The sequence below is a fragment of the Streptomyces sp. NPDC054757 genome, assembly GCF_053612185.1.
In genome coordinates this window covers 525,218-541,096 of record NZ_JBSHBW010000001.1, presented here as the reverse complement: position 1 = coordinate 541,096, position 15,879 = coordinate 525,218, and the positions used below count along the sequence as shown (strand labels likewise).

Genomic DNA, 15,879 nt, shown 5'->3' with positions numbered 1-15,879 from the left:
CCTCTCAGGGTGGGGGCCGAGGAGTACGCGGAAAACCATGCTCATGACAGATCGCTGAGTCAATCGAAACGGGAATCTTTGGCCAGCTCTTGTCTGATTGCGACAGCACGGATTGCGGCAGGCCGGATAACGGCCGTCCCGATTGCGGCCGTCCCGATTGCGGCCGTTCCGGCTGGGGCCGTTTCCGATTACGGCAGCGGGGAGGCGGTCGGTTCGGGTTCGGGTTCGGGTTCGGGTCGTGGTGCGGGGGCGCGCCGGGGGAGCAGCAGCGGGGTCGCCAGGAGGAGCAGACCGGCGACGGCGATCGCGGTGCGGGGGCCGGTGACCGCGGCCAGCAGGCCCCACAGGGCGGTCATGGCAGCGATGGAGGTCTTGCTGGTGACCGACCAGGCGGAGAGCGTACGGGCGATCCGGTCCGGCGCGGTCTGTTCGAGGCGGTAGGTGGCGAGCACCGGGTTGAACACCCCGGAGCAGGTGATCAGCCCCAGCTCGACGGCCATCACGAGCACCAGCCCGGCCACGCCCGGCCCGACGAAGGCGAGTCCGACCGACCAGCAGGCCCGCAGTGCCCCGGCGGTCAGCAGGACCCGGTGCTGCCCGAACCGCGCGACGAGCCCGCGGGCCACCCGGGAGCCGATCAGACCGCCGACGCAGGGCCCGGCGAAGGCAAGACCGTACTGCCAGGGGGCGAAGCCGAGGTGGCCGAGCATCAGCACGGAGAGCAGCGGTGAAACCGCCATGATCAGGCCGTTGTTCAGGATCGAGTTGAAGAACAGCGGGCGCAGCACCGGGTGGTGGAGGATGTACCGCCATCCGTCGAGGAGGTCACCGGCGCGCAGCCGCGGTGCGGCGGGCCGCTCCGGGTGCGGCTCGTCGCCGCCTATCGCGCGGATTCCGGCGGCGGAGAGCAGATAGCTGACCGCGTTGGCCAGGACGGTCAGTACCGGGCCGAACATGCCGATCGCGGCCCCGCCGAGCGGCGGTCCGAGCATGGTGGCGGTCCAGGTCGTGGACTCGAACCGGCCGTTCGCGACGAGCAGGTCCTCCGGCCGTACGAGCGCCTTAAGGAAGGCGCCGCTCGCCGCCGTGAACGCGATGTCGGCCGCGCCGACCAGGACCGAGACGACCAGCAGCTGGGCGAAGCTGAGCAGACCGAACGCGTAGGCGGCCGGGACGGTCAGCAGCGCCGCGAAGCGGACCAGGTCCATCGTGATCATCACCGGCCGCTTGCGGCGGAACTCCACCCAGGGGCCGAGCGGCACCGCCACCACCGCGCCGACCGCAAGACCGGCGGCGGCGAGCAGGGACACCTCGGTCGCCCCGGCGTGCAGGGCGAGGATCGCGATCAGCGAGAACGAGTCGAAGGCGAGCCAGGTGCCGAGTGTGCTCACCGCGTACGCCGTCCAGAGCCACCCGAACTGCCGCCCCAGCGACTGCCTGAACGCCATGTCCGCCCCACCTCCCGCTCACTTCGCTCTCTCGCCAGGACAACCTAGCGCCGGCCTCTGACATCGGAGCGGGAGGTGCACCCCGCGCGGGAGCGCGGGCGTTGCTGCTGGGCTCACTTGCCCGAGCCGGTGTGGTAGCCGATCGGGTCGACGTAGACGTCGGGGGCGTTGCCGCTGGACGGGGAGACGGTGATGGCCAGCTTGCCGAGGTTGACGATCTCCGAGACCCGCTCGTTGGGCGGGGTGACGTCGAGCCGGGTGTAGGTCTTGCCCGAGCCGCTGGTGTCGGGGATGTAGTGGAGCAGGAAGCGGGTCTCCTCGCCGTGCGCGATGGTGACGGCGGAGCCGGAGGTGTCGGTGCGGGCGGCGTCCGGGCCGGTGTCGCCCAGTCCGTCGGGGCCGATCAGCTGGACGCCGGGGAAGCCGTGCATGGTGCACGCGCTGGGGCCGGTGTTCTTCATGTTGACGACGATCTCGTTCTTGGCCCCCGTGGAGGCGGTGCTGAGAGCGAGGTGGTCGGCGTCGCACGTGGCGGCCGACGTCGCGGACTGGGTCTTGGTGGTGAGGTTGCTGCCCTTGCCGGAGCCGCCGTTGCCGGAACCGGCGGAGGAGCCGGACGCCGAGGAGCCGGAAGCGGACGCACCGGACGCGGACGAACCTGACGACGAGGAGTCCGAGGAGCCCGAGGCCGTGCTCTTGTCGCCGGTGGAACTGCCGGCGGAGTTGGAGCTGTTGGTGTGGGCGGCGGAAGCGCTCGGTCCGTCGCTGCTGCCGCACGCGGTCAGCGAGAGGCCGGCCGCGGCGACGACGAGGGCGAGAGCGGAGATCTTCTTGACGCGCATCGGTACTCCAAGGAAGCGGTGTCGTCACGCTCGCTCCGGCTGAGCGAGCGTTGTTGCTTCTTTGGATCTCCCCGGACGGGTGAGTTGTTCGCGGCCGGGTCCCATCAAGACGCCCCTGTGACATGCGAGTCGAATCGCCGTGACGGAAGAGCGGAGGAAGCGGGACAGTCCGGGCGCCGGGCCCCGGGGGACGCGGACCCGGCCCGCCGGTCAGATCTGGTTCTCGCCGCCGTCGACGTACAGGTTGGCACCGAGGACGAAGCTGCTCTGCTCGGAGGCGAGGAACGCCACCGCGCTGGCGACCTCGTCCGCGCGCCCGATCCGGCCGAGCGGGACACCTGCGGCAAACCGCGACCTGGTGGCGGATATGTCCTCCGTACCGGCCAGGCCGTCGAGTCCAGGGGTGTCGATGGTGCCGGGGGAGACCGCGTTGACCCGGATGTTCCGGTCCTTGAGCTCGTTGGCCCAGGTCCGGGCGAAGGACCGGATCGCCGCCTTGGACGCCGCGTACGTACCGAACGCTGCGACCCCGTCGTCGGCGCGCACCGAGGCGTTGAGGATCACCGACGCGCCCTCGTTGAGCAGCGGCAGTGCCTTCTGCACGGTGAACACCGTGCCCCGCACATTGACGCCGAAGATCCGGTCGAAGTGCTCCTCGGTGATCTGCTCCAGCGGTGCGAGCGAGGCACTGGCCGCGTTCGCGAAGAGCACGTCCAGGCCGCGGCCCCGGGCGCGGACCGCCCCGTACAGCCGGTCCAGGTCGGCGAGGTCCGAGATGTCACCCGCCACCGCGGTGGCCCTCTCCGGGCCGATGGCCTCGACGGCCGCGTCCAGCGCGGACCTGCGCCGGCCGGTGATGAAGACATGTGCGCCATCGGCCGCCAGCCGTACGGCGGTGGCCAGACCGATGCCGGTGCTGCCTCCGGTGACGACGGCTGTCCTGCCTTCGAACTGTCCCATGCGAACGACCTCCGTGAAAGTTCGGTACCGATCGGTACGGAATGAGACCGTAGCACTTCCGTACCGATCGGTGCGGAAAGAGTAGGGTGGGTGGCATGGAGTCCCCGCAGAAGGCGCCGGTCGGCCGGCCGAGAGGTTTCGACGCCGACGAGGCCCTCGAACGCGCCATGCGGGTCTTCTGGGAGCAGGGTTACGAAGGGGCCGGACTCACCGACCTGACCAGCGCCATGGGCATCACCCGCACCAGCATGTACGCGGCTTTCGGCAACAAGGAGGAGCTGTTCCGGAAGGCCCTGGAGCGCTATACGGAAGGCCCCGCCTCGTACGGGGAGCGGGCGCTGCGGGAGCCGACCGCCCGGGAGGTGGCCACCGCGTTCCTGACCGGCTCCGTCCGCGCCACCACCCGCCCCGGCTGCCCCGCCGGCTGTCTCGGCGTCCAGGGCTCCCTCGCCGCCGGTACCCAGGGGCGCAACGTCCGCGACCTCCTCACCGCCTGGCGCGAACAGGCCATTTCCCGCCTCCATGACCGGTTCCGGCAAGCCCTCCGGGAGGGCGACCTGCCTGCGGACGCCGATCCCGGGGTGCTCGCCCGTTACCTCATGACCGTGGCGAACGGCATCGCAGTCCAGGCCGCGGGCGGCGCCACCCGGGACGAACTCCGTCAGGTGGCGGAGACGGCGCTGCGAAGCTGGCCGTCCGCCTGAGAGTCGCCCGCGGCTTTAAGCACTGGCATGGCCGCCACCCCTGCGGATAGCGTCATCCCATGTCCAGCCCCGAGTCCGACAGACCGAGGCCACCGGTGTTCCGGTGGCCGAGCTCCTGCTGACCGAGACCGGCTGACCCACGGGGTCAGGGGCATCTCATCGCACGGCTCCGTCGCCGCCGGTTCACCCCGGGTACGGGCCGCTTCCTCCTCGGCCGCGCGCTGAAGCGCCGCTCACCGAGTCATGTCCCGGAGGTTCGCTCCGGGCACTCTTCCGCGTCACCGCCCGCCGGACCTCCCGGCGACGTATGACGTACGCGGCCCCCTCCCCGTACACCGGCCCGCCCGTCCACGACGGTTCCGTCCCGAGGTCTCTCCACGGTCTCGCGGTCTCAAGGTCTCAAGGTCTCAAGGGGTCTGTCTCCCATGCCATTTGCTGTCTACGTCCTGGGGCTCGCGGTCTTCGCCCAGGGCACATCGGAGTTCATGCTGTCCGGGCTCCTCTCGGACATCGCCACCGACCTGCACGTCTCACTCTCCGCAGCCGCTCTGCTGACTTCGGCCTTCGCCGTCGGGATGGTGATCGGCGCGCCTCTCATGGCGCTCTTCAGCCGCACCTGGCCCCGGCGTCGTGCGCTGCTGCTGTTCCTCTCCGCCTTCGTCGCGGTGCATGTCATCGGGGCGCTCACCCCGGGGTACGGAGTCCTCCTCGCGACCCGTTTCGTGGGCGCCCTCGCCAACGCGGGCTTCTGGGCCGTGGCGCTGGCGACCGCTGCCGCCCTGGTGCCCGGGCAGTTGAAGGCGCGGGCCACGGCCGTCGTGGTCGGCGGGGTCACGGTCGCCTGTGTGGTCGGGGTGCCGGCCGGGGCGGTGCTGGGGGAGCGGTGGGGGTGGCGGTCGGCGTTCTGGGCGGTCGCGCTCGTCTCCGTACCGGCGGTCCTGGCGATCCTCCGGATCATCCCGGCCGACCGGCCCGCCACCGAACCCGTCCCCGCCCGTACCGAACTGCGGGCCCTGGCCCGCCCCGCCCTCCGGCGCACGCTGGTCACGATGGTCCTGGTGCAGGGGGCGACCTTCTGTACGTGCTCCTATCTGGAGCCGCTCCTCACCCGCGAGACCGGGCTCGGCGCCCGGTGGGTGCCCGTCGCGCTCGCGCTCTTCGGGGTGGGCTCGTTCCTCGGCGTCACCGTCGCGGGCCGGTTCGCGGATCTCCGGTCCACGGCCCTGATCGCCGGTGGCATGGCCGCGCTGACCCTGGGCTGGAGCGCCCTCGCCCTGACGGCGGGCAGCCCGGCTGCGGCCCTCGCCCTGGTCCTGACCCAGGGGGCGTTCGCCTTCGGTACGGGTACGGCGCTGATCGCCCGCGTCATCGCCCAGGCCCCAGAAGCCCCGTCCCTCGCGGGCGCGTTCTCCACGACCGCCTTCAACCTGGGCGCCACCCTTGGCCCTTGGGCGGGCGGTCTGGCCCTGGACACCGGTTTCGGCTACCGGGCGCCGGTCTGGGTGAGCGGTGCGCTGATGGCGTGTGCGCTGGTCACGGCAGGGGTACGGCGGGTGCGGGCCCGGGCGACGGGTCGAGCGTGAGGTAGCGCAGGGGGCGCACGGCCCATTCGAGGTGGCGGCCCTTGCGGAGCAGCAGGACGAATCCGCAGGGCTCGCCCCGGTGCAGCGCGGCGAGCGCGGGCAGCCAGCCGCCGTGCTCGGACCAGCGCAGGGCGCGGGCCGCTTCGCGCGGTGGCAGGCCGAGTACGTGGCTGGTCCGGAGCTGGGCGCGGATCGTACGGATCGCCTCGCGGGGCGTGGCGAGGACCCGCAGGTCAACGGGCTCGGGCCGGAACCCGTTCGCGGGCCCGTACCGCAGCACCTCCAGCCGGAAGCCGAGCGCGACCCGGGCGTCGGCGGTGTGCGGGGGAGGGGGTGTGTGGGGTGACGTACGCATGGCCGACCGTCCGATCGCAGCGTCTGGGAGTCCGGAGCGCCTGCCTCAACTGGGGTGTGGGCAGGCGGGGTTACGTTGCCCGGGGCGCGGCGCGGTTGCTGCTGCGGCCTTGGTGGCGACGTACGGTGACGGTAGCGTCACCGTTGCGGGCTCCGCAAGTATGCTCCGGAGCATTCATGCTTCCGGGTACGCGCGAAGGCCCTCGCCGCGGGGGGCAGAGGGCCTTCGGGGGTGGACCGGCGGGCCGGCTACTGGGCGAAGTGGTCGAACTCGCCTGCCTTGACGCCCTGGATGAACGCCGCGAACTTCTCCCGGCTGGTGGCGGCGACCGCGCTCGGGTCGTCGCTCTCGCGCATCAGGATCTCGCCGGCGTGCTCGGCGATCTCGACACACTGTTCCTGGCCGTTGGAGAAGGATGACTTCTGCCACGCAATTGCTTTGTCCATGCCGCCGATTCTCACATGTCCCGTGCGATGTGGTGAATGAAGCTGCGCGACTCCGAGGGCTCCAGTGAGGCTTGCTTCGCGACGTCGAGTTGCAGGCGATATCTGTGGACATCCGCCGCAGCGTCCAGGTAGAGCCCACGGATCGGGGTGTCGATGTGCACCGTGTCCAGCTGCGGAACGACCCCGCCCGCGTACAGCACGGTCTGGGTGATGTCGATGAACCGGTCGAGAGCGAATGGGACCACCTGCACGGTCACATTCGGCCGGTCTGTCGCCTCCACGAGGTGTTGCAGTTGTTCGCGGGCGATTTTGCGCCCGCCCACGCGCATGCGCAGCGCTGCTTCATGTACGACGACTTGGAATTCGGGCGGCTGCTCCCTATCGAGCACAGACTGCCTGCGCATCCGGTGTTCCAGTCGGGCTGCCACGTCGTCCTCGGGCAGCTTGGGGAGGACCGCGTCGAACAGTGCCTGGGCGTAACTGTGTGTCTGGAGCAGTCCGGGAAGAGTCACTGACTGGAGACAGTGCATGTAACGGGCGTGGTGCTCCAGCTCGGCCATATTCAGGAATCCGGGCGCGAGTACGCCCCGGTACTCGTCCCACCAGAACTGGCCCCGGTGCTCCCGCGAGATGGCGCACAGCGCCTCGACGAGCGCTTCGTCGTCGCAGGCGTAGAAGCTGGCCAGTCGGCGGATGCGGTCCTCACCGATACCGGTGCGGCCTGCCTCGATGTGGCTGATCTTGGCCTGGTCGGTCGAGATCAGCCCGGCGGCCTCCCGGGCGGTCTTGCCGGCGCGTTCACGCAGCTTCCGCAGTTCACCGCCCAGGCGTACCTGGCGGCCGGTCGGGTTGTCCCTTGGCGGCATGTCACCTTCCCCTGTCCGTGCCCAGTTTGGCCTGTCGTGGCGTAACCGGTCCACTCGGTCGTGTGAACCGTGGCGACAAGCTTGCTCCGGAGTCTCTGTGCCCCTACGGTCCTCACTGTACGGAGTTCTCTGCTGACATTCCGAAGTGCAGCCTCCCGCTTGCCAGTTCACGGCAGGCCGGGCGGGCCATGCCACGGGCCGCGGAGGGCGATCCGCGCTGCGGCCGAGACCGGCAACACGTAAGGGAGACCACGAGATGACCCCCGTACCCACCCGCCCCGTACCCCGCCCGCCCCTGCCGCAGCGTGGAGTCTCCTACCGGCTGGTCGCGCCCAACAGCCCGACCGCGCCCGGGATCGTGCGGGACTTCCTCGGAACCCTGCTACGGGCGACCGGTCACGCCGGACTGGTGGAGGACGGGCGCCTCTGTGTGAGTGAGGTCGTCACCAACGTGTACTGCCATACCCGCTCGCCACTCGTCCGGGTGGATGTCACGGTCAACCGGAACCGAGTGACGGTGTACGTCACGGACGACGATCCGGCGTCGCTGCCCTGGCGCGGGTACCCGGAACACATGCCGTGCGCCGAACACGGCCGGGGTCTCGTCCTCGTGGAAGCCCTCGCAGCCCGCTGGGGAACCAGGGCCAACGGCGAACCCGTACCGGAGTCCAAGTCCGTCTGGTTCACGCTCGAAACGGCCTGGTGAACGAAGGGGGCGCACAGTGGCCGGGGCCTGGGCCCTTCTCGTGCCGTTCCGTGCGCTCCGTACGGAAGGTCAGATGAGGTGGTCGAACTCTCCGGCCTTCACGCCCAGGACGAAGGCGCGCAGCTTCTCGACGCTGGTCGTCACCACTACGGCGGGGTCGTCGCTCTCGCGCATCTTGATCGAGCCGTCAACGGGTGCCAGCTCGATGCAGCTCTGATTGTTGTCTGGTCCCGAGAATGAGGACTTCTGCCAGTTGATTGCGTCGGTCATGTTGGTTGACTCCCAGTTCCGGTGCGATGCGGTGGATGGGTTGGGCCGACTTCGTCGGGCTGAGCGAGCTTGGTCCTGTGTGTACACCCCGAGCGACTGCTTGCGCCAGGGGGCCGGGTCCGGTTCGGGGAGCGCGACCCCGGTGTAGAGCCTGTCGGTCAGCAGATCGGCGATCGACTCAGGGGGTCTCCCGACCCCCTGCGACTTGATACGAACTAAGTTCGTTAAGTAGAACTTAGATCATCAAGGCGAACTAAGTTCGTATGCGTGTCGATGGCCTGGAGGTGTGTGATGCGGGTTTCCGTTGTCGGAGCCGGTCTGGGGGGCCTGGCTCTCGCGCAGGGACTGCGTGGTGCCGGGATCGAGGCCGACGTGTTCGAGCGCGACCCGGGGATCGGCGCACGGTTTCAGGGCTACCGGCTGGTGCTGGACCCGATCGGATTCCGGGCGGTGCGCGACTGTCTGCCGACGCGCTGGCATCCGCTGCTGGACGAGATCGTCATGGACGCCTCCGCCGAGCAGATGATCCTGGACCCGCAGCTGAACGAGATCGGCAGGCTCGGCGCGGGCCGGACCGGCATCGTGGTCGACCGGCAGGTGCTGCGACACCTGTTGCTGACCGGCCTCACCGTGCACACCGACGCCGCGCTGACCGGCTACGACGTGCTGGGCGACGGCAAGGTCCAGGCCCGGTTCGCCCGCCGCGACCCGGCCACCGCGGACCTGCTCGTCGGCGCGGACGGTGTCACCTCCGTGGTCCGCGGGGTGTTGTCGCCGCAGACCACCCCGACCGACACCGGCGTCCGGTTCGTCATCGGCCGCACCCCGCTGACCGACGAGTTCGCCGGTCTGTCCATGGCGTACGGCTCGAAGATCACGGACGGCGGGGTCAGCCTGCTGCTCGGCGCGATGCGCTTCCGTACCCCGCCCAGGCAGGCGGCCGAGCGACTGGCCCCCGAGGTCACGCTGCCCGACATCGGCGACTATGTGCGCTGGGCCATGATCCTGCCGTCGAACGGCTCGCTGGGGGACCTGTCCGCGCAGGACGCCGTGCTGTCCCGGATGGAAGGGTGGCACCCGGAACTGCGTGCGCTGATCGAGCAGGCCGACCCGGACAACAGCACCCTGTTGTCCATCCGGGCCGTCGAGCCCGGCGAGCGCTGGGCGTCAGGCCCGGTCACGCTGCTCGGCGACGCGATCCACGCCACATCGCCGACCGGCGGCAACGGCGCGAACACCGCGCTGCGCGACGCCGACCTGCTGCGCCGCTGCCTGAGCGAGGCAGGCGAAGGCCGCGAGGAGCTGCTCGGCGCGGTCGACGCGTACGAGCGGCAGATGTTCGCGTACGGCGCCGAGGCCGTGCGCAGCAGCCTTGAGAAGCTGCCCGCCTTCGCCCCCGGGGCGAGACTGTCCTGAGGCCGAAGCCCACCCCGGACGACCGGCCGGACCGCCCGCCCGCTCGTGGCCGGCCCCCGCCCCGCTCAGTCCCCTCGCCGCGCGGCCACCCTGAACCGCAGTCCGGCGCGCTCCAGCCGGGCCCGCAGGGTCGGACCCATGGCGACGGCGGGGGTCAACTGGCCTGCCAGGGCGGGGAGTTCGTCGAAGGCGAGGCAGAGCGCGGACTCGCCGAGGATCTTCGCGGTCTCGTCGTAGCCCGGGTCCCCGCCCGACACCTCGGTGCAGACGCGCCGGCCTCCGCCCTCGCCGACGAACCGGACGCTGAACCAGCTGCGGGCCCGGCGCTCATCGGACGGGCCGTCGCCCGGGGCGAGGCGGCCGGAGATCCAGCGCCGGGCGGCGGGGAGCTGGGCGGCGGCCGCCACCCCGGCCACCCCGGCCAGCGCGCCCAGAGCGACCGGCAGCCGCCGGACCGCCGCGTAATGGCGGTAGCGGAAGTCCGGGCCGTACGTGTCGAGGGCGGCGGCCGAGCGGGCCACGACCTGCGGGTCGATGGTGGGCAGCGGGAGGGCCCAGGCGCCGACCTCGGGGGCGAACCTCGCCCCGACCGGCGTGGAGACGCGGCGGTCCGACGGCCGGGGCTCGACCGCACGGCGGTCACGCGCCGCGCGGACCGTCTGCCGTCCCCGGGAGAGCGCGGTGAGAGTGGAGGCGAGTGTTCCGCCGGACGGAGCGGCACTGGTGCGTACGAAACCGTCGACGCGCAGCGGCACGCCCTGCGGCAGCTGCCCGACCGTGAACTGCACACCGAGGTCGTGCGGAACGGAGTCGAAGCCGCAGGCGTGCACCAGCCGGGCTCCGGTCTCCAGGGCGCGGGCGTGGTGCCGGACGTAGGCGGTGTCGACGAACTCCGGCTCGCCCGCGAGGTCGACGTAGTCGGTCCCGGCGTCGGCGCAGGCGGCGACCACCCCCATGCCGTGGTCGATGTACGGGCCGACCGTCGTGGCGAGGACCCGGGTGGAGTACGCGAGTTCCCTCACGGTGGCGGGGTCGTGGACGTCCACATGGAGCAGGGGGACATCGGCCGCCGATGGCACGGTCTCCGCGATCCGGCTCCGCAGTCCGCGCAGAGCCTCGGCGTTGCGTCCGGCCAGTGCCCAGCGACAGTCGCCGGGGGCGTTGCGGGCCAGGTACTCGGCGGTCAGGGCGCCGACGAAGCCGGTCGCACCGACGAGGACGATGTCGTATGTACGGTCCATGGGCTCGCGCTCTCCTCAGCTTGCGGTTACCCAACGGTAAGGACCGGGTGGGGGCGCGACAAGCAGGCGGCTCACGACACCGGCAGGACCAGGCGGCTCACGGGGGCCCTGGTGTGTCACCGGGGTCCGGGCGGGCTCACCGGGGTCCTGGTGTGTCGCCTCGCCCCGGCCAGTGCACGGGCTGGTCGCCGCCCTGGACGGCGAAGACCGTGCCGGAGCCGTGGGCGGTGTTGGTCTGTTCGAGGTGTGCGTGGGCGGTCTCCCGGTGGCCGTCCGGCAGCGTGCGCCGTACCTCGTCCACCAGACGCGCGAGTGGCTCACGGCAGGACGGCTCGCTGCGGAGCAGGGCGTCCAGTTCCCTCGCCCACGAGCCGAGGACGGCCTGCCGTGCGGCGTCGCGCGCCGCGGCCCCCTCGATGAGCGCGGCGTGGCTGTCGAGCCGGGCCGTGATCTCCCGGCGCCGTCGGCCGGAGCGGCGGAACAGGTCGGTGAAGCCGTCGCGCACGGTCTGCCACAGGTCCGTGGTCATCGCGGTGACCAGGGTGGCCGCTCCGGCTGCCGCGAGTGTGGCCAGTTCGTCCTCCACGCCACTCCCCTTTCCTCACTCGGGTGTGCGTCCGCTGATGTGCTGGTTTCCGTTCTGGGTGGCGTAGACGACGCCGTGCCCCGAAGCCTTGTTGACCATCTTCGACAGACCGGCCGGGCGCTCCCGCGGTTGCGGCTCGACGGCCCGGCCCGGGGCAGCCGCTCCCCCCGTCGGAGCGGTTGCCCCGGGCAGATGCAGCCAGGCGTTCGCCGTGTACTCCTTCTCCGTGACGTCGACCTGCCGGAAGGACTCGGGGTCGATGCCCGGGTAGCCGTGCCGCACCGTCTCGTCGTAGAAGTGCTGGGAGACGAGGAGCGACGCGGGCACCGAGCCGGGCGCCCCGGCCAGGGCCTCCCGGGCGGGGCGGGCGTCGAGCAGCCGGGCGAGCACCTCCAGCGGCCCCCCGGCGACCCCGGCCCGTCCGAGCCACACATCACCGGCGTGCAGCGCCACCCTGAGGCGGATCCGTGTCGGGGCGGCGGCCGTCCGGTTGTGCGCGTGCAGCCGGACCACCAGTTCGTGGAAGAGCGGGTGGATCAGCCGGGACTTCGGCACGCACGCCGGGGCGACGATCCGGAGGCCGTCCCCGAGGTCGTCGACCCGGCACTCCCGCCAGTCGATTCCGCTCTCCTCCAACGCCTCCTGAAGGGTGATCAGAAGGACCTCGCGGATACGCAGCAGGGCCACGTCGCCCCGGCCCCCCGAGCGTTCGATGTCCACCGCCACCATGGGCCGGTACTCCAGTACTGCGTCCATACGTTGCGTTCCTCCCGGTGCCGCCGGCCCTGCCGGTCCTGCCGCGTCCCCCACTGTGCACCAGGCGTACGCCGGAGATCCCGTACCAGGAGGGGATGTGCTCAATCCGTATGCGCACCGGGGGTGTTGAGTGCCATGACTGGCGCTGCGCCCGGGTGCACACTGGTGCCGTGGTGAATCCTGCGGAGCGGCGGGCCGGGCGGAGACCGCGTGAGGCATGGGCCTGGCCGGCGGCGAGCGTGCTCGGGGGACTCCCGCAGGCCGCGCGCGAACGGCTGCTCGCGCTGGGGGCCCTCGCGCGCTACCCGGGCGGGCGGGTGCTGATCCGTGAAGCGGAGGAGAGCACGTTCCTGCTGATCCTGCTCGACGGGGTGGTCAAGGCGACCGGGCGCACCAACGACCACCGGGACGCTCTCCTGGCCGCCCGGATGGGGGGCGACCTGGTCGGCGAGTTCGCCGCGGTCGACGGGCGGCCACGGTCCGCGACGGTGACGACCTGCGGGCCGGTCATCGCCCGTGTCGTGACCCGGGCCGACTTCCTGGACTGTATGCGCCAGGACCGGCGGATCGCCCAGGCGGTCAATGAGTCGATCGTCGCGAAACTTCGGGTCGCGACGGGCCACCGTATCGACTTCACCGGCTGCGACGCCCCGACCCGGCTGGCCCGGGTGCTCCACCAGATCACCATGACCTACGGGGAGCGCACCGGCGCGGGCGCCGTCATCCGCTGGCCGATCACCCAGCCCGAACTGGCCACCCTCGCCGGTGCGGCGGAGCCCACCGTGCAGAAGGCGCTGCGAAGGCTCCGTGAAGCAGGTGTGGTGTCCACCGGTTACCGGACCTTCCGGGTTGAGAATCTCGCAGAGCTACGTCAACTCGCCTTCTCCTGAAGCCCGTACGGCGGCCTGAGTGTTCGGCGGAAAGCCGTCATAGGACGGTATCCGGGCGGCGGCAGGTCCTTAGCGTGACAGCGGTGACGGCCTTGGCCTCAGGGTGAGGTGAGGGCGGTGGACGAGAGTGACGGCAGCGGCAGCGGCAGCGGACGGCCGGGCACAACAGCGGGCGCAACAGCGGGTGCAATAGGGGGAGCGATGCCAGACACGGATCCGGACAGGGATGACAACACGCCGCCTGACAACACGCCGACTGGCCACACGTCGGCACCCGGCCGGCCGGGCGGGACGCACCGGATCGACATCGGCGGCAGCGTCACCGGCTCCGTGATCGCGGGCAACCACAACGTCGTCGTCGACGCGCAGCAGGGCTCGCAGGTCACCGTGCTGCTGGGTCCCGAACGGCCCCGCCCCGAGCGCAGGGAGCGGGCCGAAGTGCTGCCCCGGAGCCTGCCGGAACCGGTGGGCCGGGAGGAGGCGGCGCGGGCGCTGGCGGCGGCGGTCCTGGCCGGAGGACCGGTGCAGCTCTGGGGGCCGCCCGGGGTCGGCAAGACCACGCTGCTGCGGCACGCCGCGCGGCTGCTGCCGCCCGGCCCGGACGGGACGGTGTTCCTGGGCGGTGCCGACCGAGATATCGAGGACCTCGCCCAGGACGTGTTCGAGGCCTGCTACGAGGCCCCGGGATACGCGCCGAACCGGGCCGAACTGCGGCGGCTGATGGCCGGGGTGCGGGTGACGGTCTACGTGGACGACGCCGACCTGACCTCCGATCAGCTCCTGGAGCTGATGGATCTGGCCCCGCAGGCGGCCTTCGTCTTCGCCAGTGCGGAGCGGACGTTGTGGAGTGGCGGCACGGCGCTGGAGCTGTGCGGGCTGTCAGAGACAGACGGACTCGCCCTCCTGGAGCGGGAGTTGGGCGTCCCGCTGCCGGATGCGGACCGGGAGACCGCCGCCTCCCTGTGCCGGGCCGCCGGTGGTCTGCCGCTCCCTCTGCTGCGGGCGGCTGCCGTGGCGCGCTCCGGTCCGGAGGGCGGGGTCAGGCTCCCGCGTGTGGGTGAAGTGGCAGACCTGCTACCGGCGTTGCTCGGCCGGCTGGCCGGTGATGAGCCGGTGATGGCGGTGCTCCATCTGCTCGCGACCTTCGACGGGGCCGAGGTCGCTGCCGTACATGTGGGGGCGCTGACGGAGGTGGCGGAGCCCGGTGCGGTGTGCGACCGGCTGGTGGGCCTGGGGCTGGCGCGTCTCGGGGAGTACGGCTACGCCTCCGTGGCCGACACGGTGCCGGTGGTGCGCCAGCGGTTCGCCGCACCGTTCCCGGCCGACCGGCTGTGCGACCACTTCACGCGGTGGGCGGCGCTCCGGGAGACCACGCCGCAGGAACTGGCCGCCCACGGCGGGGTGCTGGCGAAGGTGGCCGAGGTGGCCGAGTCGGCGGGCCGCCCGGATCTGGCGGTGCGGCTGGCACGGGCCACGTCGCCGGGGCTGGCGCGTTCGCTCCGCTTCGGGGCGTGGGGGCGGCTGCTCGGCCGTGGCTGGGTGGCGTCGCGCGCCGCGGGCGACCGTCAGGCCGAGGCGTACTTCCTCCATGAGGAGGCCGTCCGGGCCCTGTTGACCGGCAAGCGGGTCGTGTACGCGGCGCTGCTGGCCCATGCGGCGTGGCTCGGCCATGAGCTGGCCGCCGGGGCGGGGAGCGGTGCCGGGGCAGGGGCCGGTGCCGGCGGTGGTGTGGGCGGTGCGGGTGTGGGGGCTGGCGGTGCCGGTGGTGGTGCGGGTGCTGGTGGTGGCGTGGGCGGTGCCGGTGGAGGAGTGGGCGCAGGAGCGGGTGCGGGGGCGCACGGGAGCGGTGCGGCGGCCGGGGTGGGGGGCCACGCGGGTGGTGCGGCCGGAGGAGTGGGCGCGCACGCGGGTGGCGGGCCGCCCTCCTTCGACGTCCACCACTACATGGGGCAGCACGGCTTCGGGTCGGCCCACTCCGGTGCGTCCGCCGGTCATGGCGCCCTGGCCCAGCCGTCGGTGGGCTCGGGGGGCGGCTCCTGGGGCGGGGCCCCCGGGCACGGGGCCGCGTCGGCGGCCCCGGGGCACGGAGGTACGACTGCGGCCTCGGGCCACGGCGGCGGTACCGCGTCGGGGCTCACCGGCCACGGCGGCGCGTCCGGTGCCACCGCTCACGCGGCGGGTGCTGGGGGCGGTTCCTGGGGCGGCGCCACGACAGCGTCGTCCGGTGCCACGACAGCGACGACGGCGGCGACGACGACAGCGGCGGCGGGAGCGGCCGGCGCGGGCATGAGCACCCTGGCCGTGACCATCGTCTCGTTGGTCGCCGCCTGTGCGCTGGTCGCAGGTGTGGGTTACGCCGTCAGCTCGCCGAGTTCCCCCCACGGGCAGTCGCGATCGGGCGACGCGCGCAACGGGGCGCTGCCGATCCCGTCGTTCTCCCTCCCGTCGGAGCTGACGGACACCTCGACGCCCACGGCCGACCCCTTCGCGCGCCCGGCGGGGTGCAAAGAGGAGACCGACGCCAAGCAGAGGTACTCCGGGACCATGGCGAAGGCACCGGTCACGAACCCGGGTGCCGATGAGGCGTGGGCCGCATCCACGGAACAGCTCTCCAAGGACCTGGCGGCAGCATCCGAGCTGGCGACCGACTCGTCGGTCAAGTCGGCGCTCCAGAAGGAGTCTTCCGACGAAGCGTCTCTCTCCCGTGCGATCACCCGTCATGACCAGGCGGCCCTGGACCAGTACGTGGACGCCACTGGCGACGACGACTCCGCGGTGACCGATCTCTGCTACTCGTAGGAGCCCCCACC

The 15,879-nt window shown here is 71.9% G+C and carries 16 protein-coding genes; 6 read left to right on the top strand and 10 right to left on the bottom strand.

Annotation, left to right across the window (positions count from 1 at the left end; genetic code table 11):
- Nucleotides 1-188: 188 nt before the first annotated feature.
- The 3 genes from ACWGKJ_RS02460 to ACWGKJ_RS02450 form a co-directional block, all read right to left on the bottom strand.
- Nucleotides 189-1,448, bottom strand: coding sequence for an MFS transporter (locus ACWGKJ_RS02460; RefSeq protein ID WP_385018667.1), 1,260 nt, complete (start codon nucleotides 1,446-1,448; stop codon nucleotides 189-191).
- A 113-nt stretch (nucleotides 1,449-1,561) separates the two neighbouring features.
- Nucleotides 1,562-2,290: a DUF4232 domain-containing protein gene (locus tag ACWGKJ_RS02455; protein ID WP_385018669.1), complete on the bottom strand. Its 729-nt coding sequence runs from the start codon at nucleotides 2,288-2,290 to the stop codon at nucleotides 1,562-1,564.
- 210 nt (nucleotides 2,291-2,500) lie between these two features.
- Nucleotides 2,501-3,250, bottom strand: coding sequence for an SDR family NAD(P)-dependent oxidoreductase (locus tag ACWGKJ_RS02450; protein WP_385018671.1), 750 nt, complete (start codon nucleotides 3,248-3,250; stop codon nucleotides 2,501-2,503).
- A 95-nt stretch (nucleotides 3,251-3,345) separates the two neighbouring features.
- Here ACWGKJ_RS02450 and ACWGKJ_RS02445 point away from each other — a divergent pair, with 95 nt between their 5' ends.
- Nucleotides 3,346-3,954 carry a TetR/AcrR family transcriptional regulator gene (locus tag ACWGKJ_RS02445; RefSeq protein ID WP_385018673.1) on the top strand — a complete coding sequence of 203 codons (609 nt, stop codon included), beginning with the start codon at nucleotides 3,346-3,348 and terminating at the stop codon, nucleotides 3,952-3,954.
- A gap of 425 nt (nucleotides 3,955-4,379) precedes the next feature.
- On the top strand, nucleotides 4,380-5,537 hold the full coding sequence (locus ACWGKJ_RS02440; RefSeq protein ID WP_385018675.1) for a Cmx/CmrA family chloramphenicol efflux MFS transporter: 1,158 nt from the start codon (nucleotides 4,380-4,382) through the stop codon (nucleotides 5,535-5,537).
- Here ACWGKJ_RS02440 and ACWGKJ_RS02435 read toward each other — a convergent pair.
- The 3 genes from ACWGKJ_RS02435 to ACWGKJ_RS02425 all read right to left on the bottom strand — a co-directional run bounded on the left by ACWGKJ_RS02435 (nucleotide 5,488) and on the right by ACWGKJ_RS02425 (nucleotide 7,204).
- Entirely contained in the window at nucleotides 5,488-5,892 is a 405-nt protein-coding gene (locus tag ACWGKJ_RS02435; protein ID WP_385018677.1) for a hypothetical protein, read from the bottom strand. The genes ACWGKJ_RS02440 and ACWGKJ_RS02435 overlap by 50 nt on opposite strands.
- A 248-nt stretch (nucleotides 5,893-6,140) precedes the next feature.
- On the bottom strand, nucleotides 6,141-6,338 hold the full coding sequence (locus tag ACWGKJ_RS02430; protein ID WP_385018679.1) for a DUF397 domain-containing protein: 198 nt from the start codon (nucleotides 6,336-6,338) through the stop codon (nucleotides 6,141-6,143).
- 11 nt (nucleotides 6,339-6,349) lie between these two features.
- Entirely contained in the window at nucleotides 6,350-7,204 is an 855-nt protein-coding gene (locus tag ACWGKJ_RS02425; protein WP_385018681.1) for a helix-turn-helix domain-containing protein, read from the bottom strand.
- A 256-nt stretch (nucleotides 7,205-7,460) separates the two neighbouring features.
- On the opposite strand from ACWGKJ_RS02425, the gene ACWGKJ_RS02420 reads away from it, so the two are divergent.
- Entirely contained in the window at nucleotides 7,461-7,910 is a 450-nt protein-coding gene (locus ACWGKJ_RS02420) for an ATP-binding protein (RefSeq protein WP_385018683.1), read from the top strand.
- Nucleotides 7,911-7,979: 69 nt separating this feature from the next.
- On the opposite strand, the gene ACWGKJ_RS02415 is transcribed toward ACWGKJ_RS02420, so the two are convergent.
- Nucleotides 7,980-8,180 carry a DUF397 domain-containing protein gene (locus tag ACWGKJ_RS02415; protein ID WP_385018685.1) on the bottom strand — a complete coding sequence of 67 codons (201 nt, stop codon included), beginning with the start codon at nucleotides 8,178-8,180 and terminating at the stop codon, nucleotides 7,980-7,982.
- A 291-nt stretch (nucleotides 8,181-8,471) separates the two neighbouring features.
- Between ACWGKJ_RS02415 and ACWGKJ_RS02410 the strand changes: the two genes are divergently transcribed.
- Nucleotides 8,472-9,596: an FAD-dependent oxidoreductase gene (locus tag ACWGKJ_RS02410; RefSeq protein ID WP_385018687.1), complete on the top strand. Its 1,125-nt coding sequence runs from the start codon at nucleotides 8,472-8,474 to the stop codon at nucleotides 9,594-9,596.
- Between the two features lie 65 nt (nucleotides 9,597-9,661).
- Here the strand turns inward: ACWGKJ_RS02410 and ACWGKJ_RS02405 are convergent, their stop codons facing one another.
- The 3 genes from ACWGKJ_RS02405 to ACWGKJ_RS02395 all read right to left on the bottom strand — a co-directional run bounded on the left by ACWGKJ_RS02405 (nucleotide 9,662) and on the right by ACWGKJ_RS02395 (nucleotide 12,179).
- Nucleotides 9,662-10,837, bottom strand: coding sequence for a saccharopine dehydrogenase family protein (locus ACWGKJ_RS02405; protein ID WP_453315654.1), 1,176 nt, complete (start codon nucleotides 10,835-10,837; stop codon nucleotides 9,662-9,664).
- 136 nt (nucleotides 10,838-10,973) lie between these two features.
- Nucleotides 10,974-11,423, bottom strand: a complete 450-nt coding sequence (locus ACWGKJ_RS02400; RefSeq protein ID WP_385018691.1) for a hypothetical protein — start codon at nucleotides 11,421-11,423, stop codon at nucleotides 10,974-10,976.
- Between the two features lie 15 nt (nucleotides 11,424-11,438).
- Nucleotides 11,439-12,179: a hypothetical protein gene (locus ACWGKJ_RS02395; RefSeq protein WP_385018693.1), complete on the bottom strand. Its 741-nt coding sequence runs from the start codon at nucleotides 12,177-12,179 to the stop codon at nucleotides 11,439-11,441.
- 170 nt (nucleotides 12,180-12,349) lie between these two features.
- Between ACWGKJ_RS02395 and ACWGKJ_RS02390 the strand changes: the two genes are divergently transcribed.
- Together ACWGKJ_RS02390 and ACWGKJ_RS02385 are read left to right on the top strand one after the other, a co-directional pair.
- Nucleotides 12,350-13,069, top strand: coding sequence for a Crp/Fnr family transcriptional regulator (locus ACWGKJ_RS02390; protein ID WP_385018695.1), 720 nt, complete (start codon nucleotides 12,350-12,352; stop codon nucleotides 13,067-13,069).
- 201 nt (nucleotides 13,070-13,270) lie between these two features.
- Complete coding sequence (locus ACWGKJ_RS02385; RefSeq protein ID WP_385018697.1) at nucleotides 13,271-15,868, top strand: ATP-binding protein; 2,598 nt, start codon at nucleotides 13,271-13,273, stop codon at nucleotides 15,866-15,868.
- The last annotated feature ends 11 nt before the right edge of the window (nucleotides 15,869-15,879 follow it).